The 15,190-nt window shown below is 75.3% G+C and carries 16 protein-coding genes; 8 read left to right on the top strand and 8 right to left on the bottom strand.

Going from position 1 to position 15,190, the window contains the following annotated elements:
- Positions 1 to 39: 39 nt before the first annotated feature.
- Positions 40 to 1,275, bottom strand: a complete 1,236-nt coding sequence (locus NFX44_RS21035; RefSeq protein ID WP_262285276.1) for a hypothetical protein — start codon at positions 1,273 to 1,275, stop codon at positions 40 to 42.
- 40 nt (positions 1,276 to 1,315) lie between these two features.
- The gene (locus tag NFX44_RS21030) at positions 1,316 to 1,834 is read right to left on the bottom strand and encodes an NUDIX hydrolase (RefSeq protein ID WP_262285275.1); all 519 of its coding nucleotides are present in this window, start codon (positions 1,832 to 1,834) and stop codon (positions 1,316 to 1,318) included.
- Between the two features lie 55 nt (positions 1,835 to 1,889).
- On the opposite strand from NFX44_RS21030, the gene NFX44_RS21025 reads away from it, so the two are divergent.
- A complete protein-coding gene (locus NFX44_RS21025) occupies positions 1,890 to 2,627 on the top strand; it encodes a trans-aconitate 2-methyltransferase (protein ID WP_262285274.1) in 738 nt (245 codons plus the stop codon).
- A 43-nt stretch (positions 2,628 to 2,670) separates the two neighbouring features.
- Here NFX44_RS21025 and NFX44_RS21020 read toward each other — a convergent pair whose 3' ends face one another.
- Entirely contained in the window at positions 2,671 to 3,297 is a 627-nt protein-coding gene (locus tag NFX44_RS21020) for a carboxymuconolactone decarboxylase family protein (protein WP_262285273.1), read from the bottom strand.
- Between the two features lie 58 nt (positions 3,298 to 3,355).
- Positions 3,356 to 4,411: a hypothetical protein gene (locus NFX44_RS21015; RefSeq protein ID WP_262285272.1), complete on the bottom strand. Its 1,056-nt coding sequence runs from the start codon at positions 4,409 to 4,411 to the stop codon at positions 3,356 to 3,358.
- A gap of 148 nt (positions 4,412 to 4,559) precedes the next feature.
- Here NFX44_RS21015 and NFX44_RS21010 point away from each other — a divergent pair, with 148 nt between their 5' ends.
- Positions 4,560 to 5,054, top strand: a complete 495-nt coding sequence (locus NFX44_RS21010) for a type II toxin-antitoxin system PemK/MazF family toxin (RefSeq protein WP_262285271.1) — start codon at positions 4,560 to 4,562, stop codon at positions 5,052 to 5,054.
- 7 nt (positions 5,055 to 5,061) lie between these two features.
- Here NFX44_RS21010 and NFX44_RS21005 read toward each other — a convergent pair whose 3' ends face one another.
- Positions 5,062 to 5,697, bottom strand: a complete 636-nt coding sequence (locus NFX44_RS21005; protein WP_262285270.1) for a GGDEF domain-containing protein — start codon at positions 5,695 to 5,697, stop codon at positions 5,062 to 5,064.
- Positions 5,698 to 5,948: 251 nt separating this feature from the next.
- On the opposite strand from NFX44_RS21005, the gene NFX44_RS21000 reads away from it, so the two are divergent.
- From NFX44_RS21000 to NFX44_RS20980, 5 genes are all read left to right on the top strand, one after another.
- A complete protein-coding gene (locus NFX44_RS21000; RefSeq protein ID WP_262285269.1) occupies positions 5,949 to 6,203 on the top strand; it encodes a DUF397 domain-containing protein in 255 nt (84 codons plus the stop codon).
- Positions 6,204 to 6,313: 110 nt separating this feature from the next.
- On the top strand, positions 6,314 to 7,201 hold the full coding sequence (locus tag NFX44_RS20995; protein WP_262285268.1) for a helix-turn-helix transcriptional regulator: 888 nt from the start codon (positions 6,314 to 6,316) through the stop codon (positions 7,199 to 7,201).
- Between the two features lie 86 nt (positions 7,202 to 7,287).
- A complete protein-coding gene (locus tag NFX44_RS20990) occupies positions 7,288 to 8,334 on the top strand; it encodes a LacI family DNA-binding transcriptional regulator (protein ID WP_262285267.1) in 1,047 nt (348 codons plus the stop codon).
- 2 nt (positions 8,335 to 8,336) lie between these two features.
- Entirely contained in the window at positions 8,337 to 8,540 is a 204-nt protein-coding gene (locus NFX44_RS20985) for a hypothetical protein (protein ID WP_262285266.1), read from the top strand.
- Between the two features lie 133 nt (positions 8,541 to 8,673).
- Positions 8,674 to 10,125, top strand: coding sequence for a serine/threonine-protein kinase (locus NFX44_RS20980; protein WP_262285265.1), 1,452 nt, complete (start codon positions 8,674 to 8,676; stop codon positions 10,123 to 10,125).
- Between the two features lie 9 nt (positions 10,126 to 10,134).
- Here NFX44_RS20980 and NFX44_RS20975 read toward each other — a convergent pair whose 3' ends face one another.
- Positions 10,135 to 11,046, bottom strand: a complete 912-nt coding sequence (locus tag NFX44_RS20975; protein ID WP_262285264.1) for an MOSC domain-containing protein — start codon at positions 11,044 to 11,046, stop codon at positions 10,135 to 10,137.
- 115 nt (positions 11,047 to 11,161) lie between these two features.
- Between NFX44_RS20975 and NFX44_RS20970 the strand changes: the two genes are divergently transcribed.
- A complete protein-coding gene (locus tag NFX44_RS20970; protein ID WP_262285263.1) occupies positions 11,162 to 11,914 on the top strand; it encodes a DedA family protein in 753 nt (250 codons plus the stop codon).
- A 74-nt stretch (positions 11,915 to 11,988) separates the two neighbouring features.
- Here the strand turns inward: NFX44_RS20970 and NFX44_RS20965 are convergent, their stop codons facing one another.
- A complete protein-coding gene (locus NFX44_RS20965; protein ID WP_262285262.1) occupies positions 11,989 to 13,353 on the bottom strand; it encodes a S9 family peptidase in 1,365 nt (454 codons plus the stop codon).
- Positions 13,354 to 13,517: 164 nt separating this feature from the next.
- A complete protein-coding gene (gene gdhA, locus NFX44_RS20960) occupies positions 13,518 to 14,855 on the bottom strand; it encodes an NADP-specific glutamate dehydrogenase (protein WP_262285374.1) in 1,338 nt (445 codons plus the stop codon).
- Between the last annotated feature and the right edge of the window lie 335 nt (positions 14,856 to 15,190).

Raw genomic sequence — 15,190 nt, 5'->3', positions numbered from 1 at the left:
GCCGGTGGGGGCCTCCGGCGGCAACCGGAGGCCCCACGCTTACCACTGCGCCGGCGGGTCCGCCACCTCGTCCTCGGGCAGTTCCGCCGGCTCGGCCACCCATCCCGAGTAGACCGGCAGCCCGTGCCACGGCCCGCCCGCGTCGTCGGTGGCCACCGCCACCACCGCGTACGGGTTCCCGAACCGCAGCTCCGCGACCCGGGCGACGCCCTCCGGCGGCAGCCCGGCCGCGACGCCGAACGCGGTCACCGCGGCGGCCTCGAAGCCGTACCGCCCGAACCGGGCCACCGCCGACTGCACCGCCTCGAACGGCGGCTCCGCCAGCCCGAGCAGCGCGCCCAGCGCCCGCGCCGCCCCGTCGAAGCCGAACCCGGCCCGGGTCAGGTCGTGCCGGCTCTCCGCCGACCAGCAGGGCAGCACCGCCGCGGCCCGCTCCTCCCGGCCGTCCCGGGCGAACGTCCGGGTCGGCTCCTCCCGCAACGCCCACAGCGGCGTCTCGCCCAGCGGCAGGTCGAACAGCGACCGGCGCCCCGGCTCGGTCCCGGCCGGGACGGTGGCGGCCCTCGCGGCCAGCTCCTGCGCGGCGGCCAGCACGTCCACCGCCGGCACGTCCGGCGCGGCGGCCACCGACACCACCAGCAGGCCGGCCCCGCTGTCCGCCGGTCGCGCCGGCGCGGCGTGCACCGCCACGTCGCCGGCCCGGTCGGTGGTCGCCACCCAGCAGCGGTGCCCCCACGGCGGGGTGCGCAGCACCCGCCGGAGCCGGCCGGCCCAGGCGCTGCCGGCCCCCAGCTCGGCGGCCGGCGCCACCTGGAACGGGTCCGCCCAGGACACCCGGGTGGCCAGCGCGCTGGCCAGGATCAGCAGGGTGTCCGGGGCGACGGCGACCGGGAACCGCTCGATCAGGCCGCCGGTGCGCTCCCGGGCCCAGGCGTCCAGCGCCGCCTGGTCGGGCAGCGGCCCCCGCTCGGTGCGCTCCGGCAGGCCGGCCCGCCAGGCGGCCAGCTGCTCGAACGGGGTCCGCTCCCACAGGGCGGTGGCCGAGGCGACCAGCGGGTGCGGCTCCGCGAGCAGCGCGCGGGCCGCCGCGGCGGCGTCGTCCGCGTCGGTGCCGAGCGCCTCGGTGAGGGTCGCCCGAGCCTCGCCGGTGGCCGCCGGGCCGGTCAGCGCGAGCAGCAGCCAGGCGCCCAGCGGCGAGGCGACGTGGTGGGCGTCGCCGGCGGCGCGGTGCAGCCGCTCGGCGTAGTGGGCCAGGGGTGCGTGGAGTGGGTTCACCGCTCCACTGTGCCGGTCGGCGCGGCTGACGGCACGCCCGTCAGGACCACAGCTCGAACGGCTCGTCGATCTCCTCGCCGGCCAGGAACGCCGGCAGCAGCTCCGGCAGTCGCCCCGGATAGCAGCGCGGCCGGTCGGCGACCACGTCGGCCACCGGCCACCAGCGGAACCCGAAGTAGTCCTCCACCTCGTAGTCCAGCCGGTCCGCCTCGTCCACGTCGGGCCCCGGCCCGGCCAGCCGGACCGGCACGACCACCTCGTCCTGGAGGTGCCGCCGCTGCCGGTGCCGGAAACTGGCCCGCCGCCGCCAGGTCGGTGCGCCCACCTGCGCCGGCGCGACCACGATCCCGGCCTCCTCGCGCAGCTCCCGCACCGCCGCCTCCAGGTAGGTCTCCCCGGGGTCGAGCCCGCCGCCGGGCAGCTCCCACCAGGTGCCCAGCACGGGATGGTCCGGGTCGCGGGTGTGGAACAGCAGCACCCGGTCGGTGGCGTCCAGCACCACCAGCCGGACCGCCTCCCGTTCGAACAACGGCAGGTCGTCGGGCAGCTGCGGATCCACGGCACTCCCTCCGTCGGGGCGGCGGCGCCCGGCCGGCACTGCCATGATGGCGATCATGTCGCAACTCTTCGGCGAGGTGGCCGGCGCCTACCACGAGGCCCGCCCAGGCTATCCGGCCGAGATCGTCGCGGCGATCCGCGCCTACCACGGCGGAACGCCCGGCCTCCTGGCCGAGGTGGGCGCCGGCACCGGCCTGGCCACCGCCACCCTGCTCGGCCTCGGCGCGCCGACCGTCTGCGTCGAGCCGGACACCCGGATGGCGGCGGTGCTGGCCGCACGCTTCCCGCAGGTCGACGTGGAGACGGCCGCCTTCGAGGAGTGGATCCCGCCGGCCGGCGGCGTGTCGGCGCTGGCCTGCGCCATGGCCTGGCACTGGCTCGACCCGGCCACCCGCAACCGGCGCGCGCACGACGCGTTGCGCCCCGGTGGCACCCTCGCCGTCTTCGGGCACCGCTACGACTACGTCGACCCCGCCCAGCGGGCTGCCATCCGGGCGGCGTTCGAGTCGGCAGACCCGCAACGGCAGGCCGACCGCCCCGAGACCTGGTTCCACGACGACATCGCGGGCAGCGGCCTCTTCACCGACGTCCGGGCGTCGCTGCACCGCCGGGACCTGCCGCTGGACACCGCGGCCTACCTGCGGCTGGTCGCCACCTTCTCGCCGCAGCTGCGTCGCCCGCCCGCGCTGCGCGAGCGGGTGCTCGCCGCGCTCGTCGCGACGATCGACGGGTTCGGGGGCACCGTGGTCCTCGACCTGCGCACCACGCTCGTCCTGGCCCGCCGCCCCGCCTGACGCGGCCGCGCCCCCTCCGCGTCAGCCGGTGTGGGTGCGGCCGTCACGCGGTGCCGCGGCCGGTCGGGGCCGAGGACGGGTCCTGGACCGGGCGGCCGAAGGTGACGGCCTCGCGGACGAGCGGAGGAGCCTTCTCGGCGAGCTGCGGGTCCGGGTGTGCTCCCAGCGCGTCGTTGACGGTGGAGAACGCCAGCCGGAACGCGATCAGGGTGGTCGCCTCGAAGATCTCCCGGTCGTCGAGGCCCGCTTCGCGCAGGCGCCGCACCTGGACCCCGGTCGTGGCGTTCGGATCCTGGACGACCTGCCGGGACCAGGCCGCCAGCGCGTTCTCCCGCTCGGACAGGTCACCGTCGACGCCGCGCAGCACCCGTGCGGCGCTGGCCTCGTCACTGAGTTCGGCAAGCCGGGCACCCCAGGCCAGCGCGCAGTAGGCGTCGCCGCGGGCCGCGGCGGTGGCGGCGACCAGCACGGCCACCTCCCTCGGCGACAGCCCCGAATCGGCCAGGAGGCCGGCACGCACGGCCTGGAAGGACGCCAGCACGTCCGGACGCCAGCACCAGACCCGGGTGAGGTTGTTGACGTAGCCGTCGGAGGTGAGATCGTCCTCGTAGGCGGCCGTCACCGCCGGGCTCTGCGGCGGATCGGCGAGGAACGCGGCCGGACGGTTCATGAGGGCAGTCTGGAACACCGGGCGACCGCCCGGAGACCGATCAACGACAGCTCGGGAGTCAGGTTTGTTCTCCCGCGGTCTCCGGCCGGGGCCACCCGTCGGGGTCGCGCAGTGACGTCGGGGACAGCAGCGGCTGAAGCAGGCTGTCGTCGATCATCCCCGGTGACCGCCGGGCCACCCCCGCGAGGAGGTCGGCGACCTGGACCCGTGGATCGTCGCGGGAGTCGACCATCACGAGGCCCGCCAGGGGCGATACTCCGGCCGGCAACGCCCCGGCCGGGTCGGCGCCCGCCGCCGGCGGGCCGCCGTGGTCGGCCAGCGCCCGCTGGAGACGGGTCAACCGGTCGGCCGTGAGGGCGCTCTGCTCGTCGTGGGTCACCAGCACCTGCCGCTGCCCGCCGCTCCAGGACAGAACCGTTTCCGCCAGCGCCGGCAGCATCGGTTCCAGCGGCGGCGGGATCGACCGGTCGTCGTTGTCGAGCCTGGTCACCACCGCCCGCACGCGGGCCTGGGTGAGCGCGGTGAGGACGCCATCGGCCGGCGTGCCGAGGCCGCTGCCCAGCAGCGCATCCCGGGCCGCGACGAACCGCGGCACGGTCCGGTGGTCCGGATGCCGGCGTCTGGTCCGGACCAGGTCGACGAAGGCTGCCAGGAAGACAGCCCAGTCGCTCCCGGCCGAGCGCCCGGCCCGGTACAGGGCGAGAGCGGCCGGACGTTGATCCTGCGTCAGGCGGGTACCGGCCGCGTACGACGGCTCGGTCAGCAGCAGGTCGACGATCCGGGTGACGAGGAAGAACTCCTTGTCGACGAGTTGGACGGACGCGCGTCCCTCCAGCGCCCGGAGGAACCACTTCCGCGCCTCGACCGCTCCCGGGCCGCGAAGGAACTGCCCGGACTTGAGCTCGTGCGGCGAGAACCGGAACCCGGACCGCAGCTCGGTGATCAGCCCGACGGCCTCGTCCACGTCCAGGTCGACGCTCGCGTGCGTGATCACCGGGCTGGCCGAGTGGAGCAGATTGGTGCCCGAGAATCCGGACTCGTCGCAGGCGACCTCTACGACGGCGCCGACCACCGCGTCGATCGGCGGAAGCCCGCCCTGCAGAGGTGTTCGCACACTCGGTCCCCCCATGCCGACCATGGTCGCCCGTGCACCACCATCGGGCATCCCAATTGTGGCCGCACCGGGGAGCCGGCGCCGCTGCGGCGAGGAGCGGGTGTTCCCCCGCCTCGCGCCCTCGCGCGGCCGGGATAGGCTGCCCGCCGTGGCAGGTCTGTTGAGGAACGTGGCGTCGCGGCTCGGCCGGATCGCCGGGGGCGCCGCCGCGCCCACCCGTACCGCCCGGCCGATCCCCGCCCAGGTCGCCCGGCGCCGCCAGGTCACCGTGCTGCAGCGGCGCGAGCTGGCGTACGCGCCGGAGCCGGACGGGCAGGCGGACCCGGGGGAGATCGTCTGGACCTGGGTGCCGTACGAGGACGACCCCCGCCAGGGCAAGGACCGCCCGGTGCTGGTGGTGGGCCGGCAGAGCCGCACGCTGTTCGGGCTCATGCTGTCCAGCCAGAGCGACCGTGACGGCCAGCGGCACTGGCTGGCGCTGGGCCCGGGGGAGTGGGACCGGGACCAGCGGCCGAGCTGGGTCCGCCTGGACCGGGTGCTCACCATGCGCGAGGACAGCATCCGCCGCGAGGGCGCGGTGCTGGACCGGCGCCGGTTCGACCGGGTGGGCCAGGCGCTGCGGGCCGGCTACGGCTGGAGCTGACGGCGGTTCAGCACTCGCCGACAAGCTGGCGGGCCGCGCGGGCGGCGCCGACCGTCTTCGCCTGGTACATGGCGGCGTCGGCCCGGCACAGCGCGTCGGTGAGCTGGGTGGGGCCGTGCACCGGGGCGAGCCCCACGGAGGCGGTCACCCGTACGCTGCGGGCGCCCAGCGGGATGGGCGCGGCGAGCGCCTCGCAGAGCCGGCGGGTGGCGTGCTCGATCCAGCGCCGGTCCACCGTCGGGCTGACCAGCAGGCCGGCGAACTCGTCGCCGCCGAGCCGGGCGACCAGGTTGTCCCCGGCGAACGCGGCCAGCCGCTGCGCCACGCTGACCAGCACCTGGTCGCCCGCGGCGTGGCCGTAGCGGTCGTTGACCTGCTTGAAGTCGTCGAGGTCGAGCACGATCGCCACGAGCGGCTTGCCGGCGGCGTCGGTGAGCAGGGTAGCGGCCAGCCGGAAGAAGGCCCGCCGGTTGGGCAGCCCGGTGAGCGGGTCGTGGCTGGCCGCGTGCCGCTCGGCCGCCAGCTCGGCGTGGAGCAGCTCGATCTCGGCCTCGGCGCGCAGCGCCCGGCGGCGCAGCTGCCAGGCGGAGACCAGGGCGCCAGCCGCGGAGATGCCGGAGGCGACGGTCATCGGATCCGGCACGCGCCCTCCCTCACCGCGGCCCCGGCCTCGCCGGACGGTGCCGGGCCGGACCTGTTCTGTCTGCTCGCAACCGGGATCCGGGTAACCGAACGTGAACGTCCGGGTACACCGCACGTGCGATATCATGCTCGCTGTCCATTGCAGATGCAATAGCAGATGCACGTGCATCCGTCCTCTGTCGACAGTTCCCCGTCGCCACCCCACCGCTCCTCCCCGCGGCATCGGCTGGCTCTTCCACGAAGGACGCCCCTGTGCCCCACCCCGCGAACGGCGTGCCCACCTCCGAGTTGCCGCCGGTGCGGTGGCTGAAGAGCCGCCGCAGCAACCCGAGCGGCAACTGCGTCGAGCTGGCCGAGCTGCCGGACGGCGGCGGCATCGCGGTGCGCAACTCCCGCCACCCCGAGGGGCCGGCCCTCATCTACACGGTCGACGAGATCGCCGCGTTCGTGCTCGGCGCCCGCGACGGTGACTTCGACCACCTGATCGCCCGCCGACCGTCCCGCTGACGGGACCGCATCCTCCGTCCGGAGGAGTTCACCTCACTGTCGGTCCATGGCATGCTTACTCCTCGCCGGGCTGGGGCGTCCGGTGCGGACAGTCGGCAAAGGACGGTCAGGTGACGACGGTACCCGTCGAGGGAGGCCCGACGAGCGGTCCGACCGTGCTGCGCATGCTGCTCGGGGTGCGGCTGCGCCGACTCCGGGAGGGCGCCGGGGTGAGCCGGGAGAGCGCCGGCTGGGAGATCCGCTCCTCCGAATCGAAGATCAGCCGGATGGAGCTGGGCCGGGTCGGCTTCAAGGAGCGCGACGTCGCCGACCTGCTCACCCTCTACGGCGTCACCGCGGCCGACGAGCGGGCGGCGCTGCTGAGGCTGGCCCGCGACGCGAACAGCCCCGGCTGGTGGCAGCGCTACGGTGACGTGCTGCCCGGCTGGTTCCAGTCCTACCTGGGGCTGGAGGCCGCCGCCACGCTGATCCGCACGTACGAGGTGCAGTTCGTCCCGGGGCTGCTGCAGACCCCCGCGTACGCCCGGGCGGTGGTCCTGCTGGGCCACCACGACGCGCCGCCGGCGGAGGTCGACCGGCGCGTGCGCCTGCGGATGGAGCGCCAGGGACTGCTGCGCCGCGGCGATCCGCCGCAGCTCTGGGCGGTGCTCGACGAGGCGGTGCTCCGGCGGCCCGTCGGCGGCGCCGCCGTGATGCGCGAGCAGGTGGACGCGCTCATCGAGGCGACCGCCGCGCCGCACGTCCGGCTCCAGATCGTCCCGTTCGACGCCGGCGGGCACGCCGCCGCCGGTGGGGCCTTCAGCATCCTGCGCTTCGGCGACCAGGACCTGCCGGACATCGTCTACATCGAGCAGTTGACCAGCGCGGTCTATCTGGACAAGCGCGACGACCTCGACCACTACGCGACGGCGATGGAACGGCTCTGCGGCGAGGCCGCGCCGCCCGAGCGCACCCCCGAGCTGCTGGCCCGCATCCGGGACGAGCTCTACCCGGCCTGACCGGAACCTTTCCGATTGACGTCCGCCGAGCGGCGGAGTAGCTTCTGAATCGATACAGTACTGAATCGATCCAGAAGGGCAGAACGGTGAAGCCGACCCTGCAGGACGTCGCGAACGCGGTGGGCGTTTCCCGCAGCACCGTCTCCAACGCCTACAGCCGGCCGGACCAGCTGTCCGCCGCCCTGCGGACGAAGATCCTCGACGCCGCGCGCCGCCTCGGCTACCCGGGCCCCGACCCGACCGCCCGCTCACTGCGCCGCGGCTTCGTCGGCGCGATCGGCGTCCTGTTCACCTCCGAGCTGTCCTACGCCTTCACCGACCCGTTCGCGGTGCGCTTCCTCGCCGGTGTCGGCCAGGTGGCCGAGCAGCACGGCGCCAGCCTGCTGCTGGTGCCCCTGCCCCGCGACCGCGAGGGGGCCCGGGCCGCCGTCGACAACGCCGCGGTGGACGGCTTCTGCGTCTACTGCGTCGGCGACGAGGAGCACGTGCTCGGGGCGATCCGGGACCGGGGGCTGCCCCTCGTCACCACCGCCCCCGCCGCGGCCGGCCCCGCCGACCGCTTCGTCGGCATCGACGAGCGCGCCGCCGCCCGGTCCGTCGCCGCCCACGTCGCCGGCCTCGGGCACCGGCGGGTGGCCCTGCTCGGCGACACCGTGCTGCCCGACGCGCCGCCCGGGCCGCTGCGGCTGGCCGATCCCGGCGACGCCCCCCGCCCCACGACCCACGGCCGGCTCGCCGGCTTCGCCGACGCGTTCGCCGCCGTCGGCGTTCCCTGGTCGGAGATCACCGTGGTCAACGCCGCCGGCAACAGCCGGGACGCCGCCGCCGCGGCCATCGCACCGGTGCTGGCCGGCGACGACCCGCCCACGGCCGTGCTGGCCTGCTCCGACGTGCTGGCGCTCGGAGTGCTCGACGCGGCCGGCCCGCATCCCGGCCTCTCGGTCACCGGCTTCGACGACGTCGCCGAGGCCGCCGACGCGGGGCTGACCACCGTCCGGCAGCCGGCCGAGGAGAAGGGTCGGCTCGCCGCCGCGCTGCTGCTGGAGCCGCCGGCCGACCCGGCGGCCGGCCACCTCCTGCTCCCCACCGACCTCGTCGTCCGGACCTCCACCGGTCCCGTCCCCAGGAGTTGACCATGGAACAGTCCACGGGATTCGTCCTCGCCGTCGACGCCGTGACGCGGCACGCGAACTCCGCCCGCCCCGACGCCCCGGTCCGTCCCGACCGGCCCCGCACGCCCCGGCTGGCACCCTCCCGGCTGGCCGCCGCGGCGGCCCTGCGCCGCCTCGCCGACCGGATGGAACCCCGCCCGGCCGCGATGCCCACCTGCCGGTCCTGACCCCGGTCGACCACCCGGCCGGGTGGCCCACACCACCCGGCCCGCGTCCCATTGGGTCGAGAAGCGCCCGATCGGCGCGGAACCGGGCACCGGGTTGGTGCGTCGCCCCTCCGGCCAGGCACACTGGACCACCATGTCGCCGTTCACGCCCTCGCTCCGGCTGCACGACCGGTACGTCCTGCGCGAGCGCATCGGCCTCGGCGGGATGTCCGAGGTGTGGCGGGCCGACGACGAGGTCCTGCACCGCCCCGTCGCGGTCAAGGCCCTCGCCACCCAGCTCGCCGCCGACCCGCAGCTGCGCGCCACCATCCAGCGCGAGGCCCGCGCCGCGGCGCGGCTCACCCACCCGCACGTGACCCAGGTGTACGACTACGGCGAGGCCACCCTTCCCGACGCCTCGGTGGTGCCCTACCTGGTCATGGAGCTTGTCGAGGGCCAGACCCTCACCGACCGGCTGACCGCGGGGCCGCTCGCCTGGCCGGAGGCCGTCCGGCTGGCCGGGCAGATCGCCGCCGCCCTGGCCGCCGCGCACCGGATCGGCGTGGTGCACCGCGACATCAAGCCCGGCAACGTGATGCTCACCGAGACCGGCGCGAAGGTGCTCGACTTCGGCATCGCCACCCTGGCCGGGCCGCGGCACCCCCTCGCCGGGCAGACCGGCGAGCTGCTGATGGGCACCCCGGCGTACTTCGCACCGGAACGGATGACCCCCGGCCCGGCGAACCCGGCCAGCGACATCTACGCCCTCGGCGCCCTGCTCTACCGCACCCTCACCGGGCGCGCACCGCTGCCCGTGCAGACCTGGGACGACGTGCTCGACGTACAGGCCCACCGCCCGCCGGTGCCGCCGCTGCGCATCCCCGGGCTGCCCGCCGACGTCGCCGAGCTCACCCTGGCCTGCCTGGCCGTGGACCCGGCGCGCCGGCCCACCGCCGCCCAGCTCGCCACCCGGCTCGGCGCCGGCCGCCCGGCCGACCCGCCCACCGCGATCCTGCCCACCGTGTCCCGGCCGGAGCACCCGCCGACGCTGATCGAGCGGGCGCCCCGCCCGGTCCCGCCGCCGCCCGCCCGCCCGGCCGCCCGGTCGAACCGGCTCGTCGGGGCGCTCGTCGCCGCCGGGGTGGTGCTGCTGCTCGCCCTGGTCGGCACGCTGCTGCTCGACCACGACCCCGACACCACGGGCGGCGGGCCGGTCGTCGGGCTGCCGACCGGACCCTCGACCGGCACGGGGCCGGCCGAGGAACCCAGCCCGTCGGAGCCGTCCACGCCGGCCACCTCCGGCCCGGCCGACACCCGACCCGCGCCGGTCACCCTGCGCCAGCTCACCGCGCAGTTCGCCGACGTGCTCGACCGGGCGGTGGCCGACGGCCGGCTCGACCGGAAGACAGCGAACGACCTGCGCGAGAAGGCCGCCCAACTGGACCGCGGCAAGCCCAGGGACCGGGCCAAGCGGGCCGAGGACCTGCGGGAGCGGATCGACGACCTGGCCGGCGACGGCAAGCTCGACGACGGCACGGCCGCCGCCCTCCAGGACCTGCTCGACGCGTACGCGGGTCTGCGCGAGGGCGGCCGGGGCGAGGGCTAGCCGCCCGGCTCAGGTCAGCCGCACCGGGTCACCCGCCCGGACCTGCCCGGCGCGCACCACCTGCGCGTACGCGCCGACGCACGGCTGCGGCGCCATCCCGTCCAGGGGCACCACCCGGTTCAGCCGGGCCGGTACGCGCAGCGCGCCCGGCTCCCGGGGGAGCGTGCCGTGCGCCAGGGTCGGCACCGCGCAGCGGGGTGTCGGTGCCAGCACCCGCAGCACCAGATCGGCGCCGATCCGCAGCTCCCGCCCCGGCCAGTCGTTCTCCTCGAACCCGGCGCCGGCGGTGTCCACCACCAGGTTCGGCCGGTACCGCACCGGGTCCACGACGCCGGACGGCAGCTCGGCGCCGATCCGCCGCAGCGTCGCGGTGGTGAGCAGGTGCACCGGGGCGAAGTCGACGAAACCACCCGCTGGCGCCGCGCCCCCGAGCCGCCCCTCCTCCACCGACACCGGCACGGCCACCCCGGCGGCGAGCACCTCCTCGGGGCGGGACCGTTCGAGCACCGCGTCCGGCGGCGGGGTGTCGGTCAGCGTCACCGGCTCACCGAGCAGCGTGGAGAGCACATCGTCCACGCCGTCGTCGCCGGCCGAGACGCTGCGGCCGTCGGGCAGCGTGATCCGCACCGCGCCGACGCCGCCCGTGGCCGCCAGCGTGGTCAGCGCCCGCCACCGGTACGGGTTCTTCGCGCTCGCCACCCGCCCGGTCTCCCGGTGCAGCAGGGCGAGCCGCCGGTCTCCGGCCAGCCCGGCCTCGTCCACGGCGGCGGCGTCGAGATCCTCACCGAGCAGCGACTTCACCGGGTAACGCCGGATGCGCGCCACCCGCCCGAGCACCGGCCCGCCACCCGTCGTCCCGGGTCGTTCCCACCCACCCGGCATGCTGCCCGTCATCGGCTCCCCGTCCCCCGGCCGCCCCATCGCCCCACCGTAGGTCACCGGTCCGACGCCGCCCGTCCGGACCGGACGCCGAACCACGACCCCGCCCGCGGAGGTTTTCGTGGTCGCCGGTCCCGTCCCCTCGTAACGTTGTCGGATGATCGGAAACGCGCAACTCCTCGTCGGTCCCCGGGTGGCGGCCCCGCGCGCCGCGGAGCCGGCCGGCGAAGGACCCGTCGGCTGGGTCACCGGCCTGGTCGAACGGCTCGGCGGCCCCGGGGCCGGCCTCGCGGTGGCCCTGGAGAACCTCTTCCCGCCGATCCCCAGCGAGGTGATCCTGCCGCTGGCCGGGTTCACGGCCAGCCAGGGGCGGATGAGCCTCATCGGGGCGATCGTGTGGACGACCCTCGGGTCGGTGCTGGGCGCGCTGGCCCTCTACCAGATCGGCGCGGCCCTCGGCCGGGACCGGATGCGGGCCCTCGTGGGCCGGCTGCCACTGGTCAAACTGGACGACGTCGACCGCACCGAGGCGTGGTTCCTCCGGCACGGCGTCAAGGCGGTGTTCTTCGGCCGGATGATTCCGATCTTTCGCAGTCTCGTCTCCATCCCGGCCGGCGTGGAACGGATGCCCGTGCCGGTCTTCCTGCTCTTCACCACGCTGGGCAGCCTCATCTGGAACAGCGCGTTCGTGCTGGCCGGCTACCTGCTCGGCGAGAACTGGCACGTCGTGGAGGCGTACGTCGGGACGCTGCAGAACGTGGTCATCGTGGTCTGCGTGGGCGCGGTCGGCTGGTTCGTGTTCAGCCGGGTACGCCGGGCGCGCCGCCCCCGCCCCGCCCCGGCGGAGCCGCCCCGCGGCACCCTCTACCGGGGCGGCTGGTGGACCCCCGAGGAGCCCGACGACCGCTGACGCCGCCGGGCGGACGGACCGCCGGCCGGCACCCCGGGACGCGGGTGCCGGCCGGCGGCGGGTCCGACGGGCGGTCAGCAGGGCGCGTACAGGCGACGGGTTCCCGAGCCGGCGGCCCAGGCGGCCGGGTCGCTGAACCGGCAGCCGAAGTCCGGAGCCGCCACCGCCTTCCGATCGGTGACCGCGTCGCCGGCCGGGCGCTTGCCGGTGCGTACCCAGGAGACCAGGTCGTCCCAGGCGGCGCCGGCCTCGGCCGGGCTGAACTCGCAGTGCTGCGCGGCCCGGATCGCCCGCTGCACCACCAGCCGGCTGCGGCCGTGCCACGCGACGTCGCGGGCGTAGGCCTGCTCCATGCCGAACGGCACGAACAGGTCGCCCAGGTCGTGCAGGCTGAGCACCGGCACGGTGGGCCGGCCGCTGATCCGTGGCACCTCGGTCAGCGTCGGGGACAGCCGCTGCCACAGGTTCTCCGGCGCGACCCGCTGCACGGTGGCGTTGACGTTCACCGGGCTGTTGGGGGAGTACCGGGTCAGCAGGTTCGTGGCGAGCTGGCCCGGCCGCTGGGCGGGGGAGTCCCCGCCGTCGGTGACGGTGATGCTGAACAGGAAGTCCTTCCAGACCGCGAAGGCGGCGTCGGCGCCGGGCCGCGGGCCGCCGGACCGCTCGACCGTGATGGCCCGCAGCTGCTTGCCGAGGTCGTTGGTGGTGTCCGGGCCGCCCGGCTTCAGGTCGGCCAGCCCGAGGGCCACCTGGATCCGCGGCACCGCGTTCGTCAGGTAGTCGTCCGGCGTCGGGTACGCGCGCACCCCGGCGAGGGCCTGCGCGACCAGGTTGTAGTCGAGGAAGAAGTCGAACAGCTCCTGGTCGCCGAGCACCCCGCACATCGGCAGCGCGCCGTCGTAGTAGCCCGGGTACTGCTCCAGGGAGCGGCCGATGATGTGCCCGCCCATCGAGACGCCGGCGATGAGCACCTGCTTGGGCCGCTTCACCGTGTCGGCGAAATAGTCGGCCAGCTCGCGGGTGCCGAGCACGCCGGAGCGGATGTCGTAGCCGTTGCGGTCGTAGGAGGACGACGCCCACGCGTACCCCTGCGCCAACATCCGCTGCCGCAGATTGTAGGCGGGCGGCTCGGGGGAGAGCACGGTGCCCTGGCCGCGGTAGCCGTGCGCCCACATCACCAGCTCGCCGTTCCACCTGGCGGGGGTCTCGATGATGTAGCCGGCGTGCGCGTGCACGCCCTGCCGGACGGTGGTGGTGGCGCCGTCGATCACCAGTGGTGCCAGCGGCGGATTGCTGATGGTGTAGCCGGGCAGTGGCTGGGTGCCGTCGTCACGCTCGGCGGCGACGGCGGGCGCGGCGCCGGCGAGGCCGACCGCGAGGGTGAGGGTCGCGCCGGCGGCGAGCAGCCGGCGCAGGAGGCGGGTGGATGAGGTCAGCATCGGTGCTCCCCCGGGGACGGGTGCCGCCCCGGACCGGGGCGGCCAGGCGGGACGGATGCCTACCGGCCGGTAGCGCCCTGAACCTAGGACGGGCCTCGAAGCGTGTCAATCGCTGACTGACCGAACGGTCAGCCAGATCCGGCCGGTCCGCCCACAGTGGCCGCTCACACCAGGCCGTGCGCCAGCATCGCCTCCGCCACCCGCCGGAAGCCGTTGATGTTCGCGCCGGCCACGTAGTCACCCGGCAGGCCGTACTCCTCCGCGGTGGCCCAGCAGCGGGCGTGGATGTCCCGCATCGTCTCGCGCAGGCGCTGCTCCGACTGGGCGAACGTCCACGAGTCGCGGCTCGCGTTCTGCTGCATCTCCAGCGCGCTCACCGCCACCCCGCCGGCGTTCGCGGCCTTGCCCGGGGCGAACCGCACCCCGGCCCGGCCCAGGATCCGCACCGCCTCCGGCGTGGTGGGCATGTTGGCCCCCTCGACCACCGCGATACAGCCGCCGGCCACCAGCGCCGCGGCCTCCGCGCCGCCGATCTCGTTCTGCGTCGCGCAGGGCAGCGCCAGATCGCAGGGCACCTCCCAGACGGTACGACCGGAGACCGCCACCGCGTGCGGCACGTGCCGCACGTAGTCGTCGAGCCGGGCCCGGCGCTCCTCCTTCAGCTCACGGAGCAGAGCGAGGTCGATGCCCTTCTCGTCCAGCACGTAACCGTCCGAATCGGAGCAGGCCACCACCGTGCCGCCGAGCTGGTGCACCTTCTCGATCGCGTAGATGGCCACGTTGCCGGAACCGGAGACCACCACCCGCTTGCCGTCCAGGCTGTCCCCGGTCTGCCGCAGCATCTCCTCGGCGAAGAAGACCGCCCCGTAACCGGTCGCCTCCCGCCGCACCTGCGCGCCCCCGTACGCCAGCCCCTTGCCGGTCAGCACACCCGACTCGTACCGGTTGGTGATCCGCTTGTACTGGCCGAACAGGTAGCCGATCTCCCGGCCACCCACCCCGATGTCCCCGGCCGGCACGTCGGTCTGCGCGCCGATGTGCCGGTACAGCTCGGTCATGAAACTCTGGCAGAACCGCATCACCTCCCGGTCCGAGCGGCCCTTCGGGTCGAAGTCCGCGCCGCCCTTGCCGCCGCCGATCGGCAGGCCGGTCAGCGCGTTCTTGAAGATCTGCTCGAAACCGAGGAACTTCACGATTCCCAGGTAGACCGACGGGTGGAACCGCAGCCCGCCCTTGAACGGGCCCAGGGCGCTGTTGAACTCCACCCGGAAGCCGCGGTTCACCCGGACCCGGCCGTGGTCGTCCTCCCACGGCACCCGGAAGATGACCTGCCGCTCCGGCTCGCAGATCCGCTCGATGACGCACGCGTGCGCGTACTCGGGGTGGCGGGCCAGGGCGGGCCCGATGCTCTCCAGCACCTCCCGGACGGCCTGGTGGAACTCGGGCTCACCCGGGTTCCGCTTGACCACGTTCGCGAACACCGTCTCGACGGTCTCCGGCATCACGGACACGCCCCTTCCGGTTCCGGTGCCGGCCTCGTCGCCGTCACCGCCCTGGGGTACGGATCATCACCGTCGTCCGGTTCACCGGCACCGGGTTCTGGGTGGGTGAATGTCCGGTTCGCGCGGTGCCTCGGCCGCTGAGTGGAACATGCACCCATGGCGTTCCACCGGCCGTGCGCGGGTGGGCGTGGTGTCCGGTTCGGCGAGTGACCGGCGGCATCCCGGCGGCGGAATGGCCGGCCGGTGGGGGTCGTTATACCTGGTGCACGACCGAGGAAGGACGGCCCGCCGACGCGGTGCCCCAGCCGCCGGGAATGATGGTGGCCGGCCGGTCG

Origin of the sequence: Micromonospora sp. MA102, from assembly GCF_025460765.1 — a bacterium.
GTDB classification, from domain to species: domain Bacteria; phylum Actinomycetota; class Actinomycetes; order Mycobacteriales; family Micromonosporaceae; genus Micromonospora; species Micromonospora halotolerans.
This window is presented reverse-complemented; position numbering and strand designations above follow the sequence as displayed.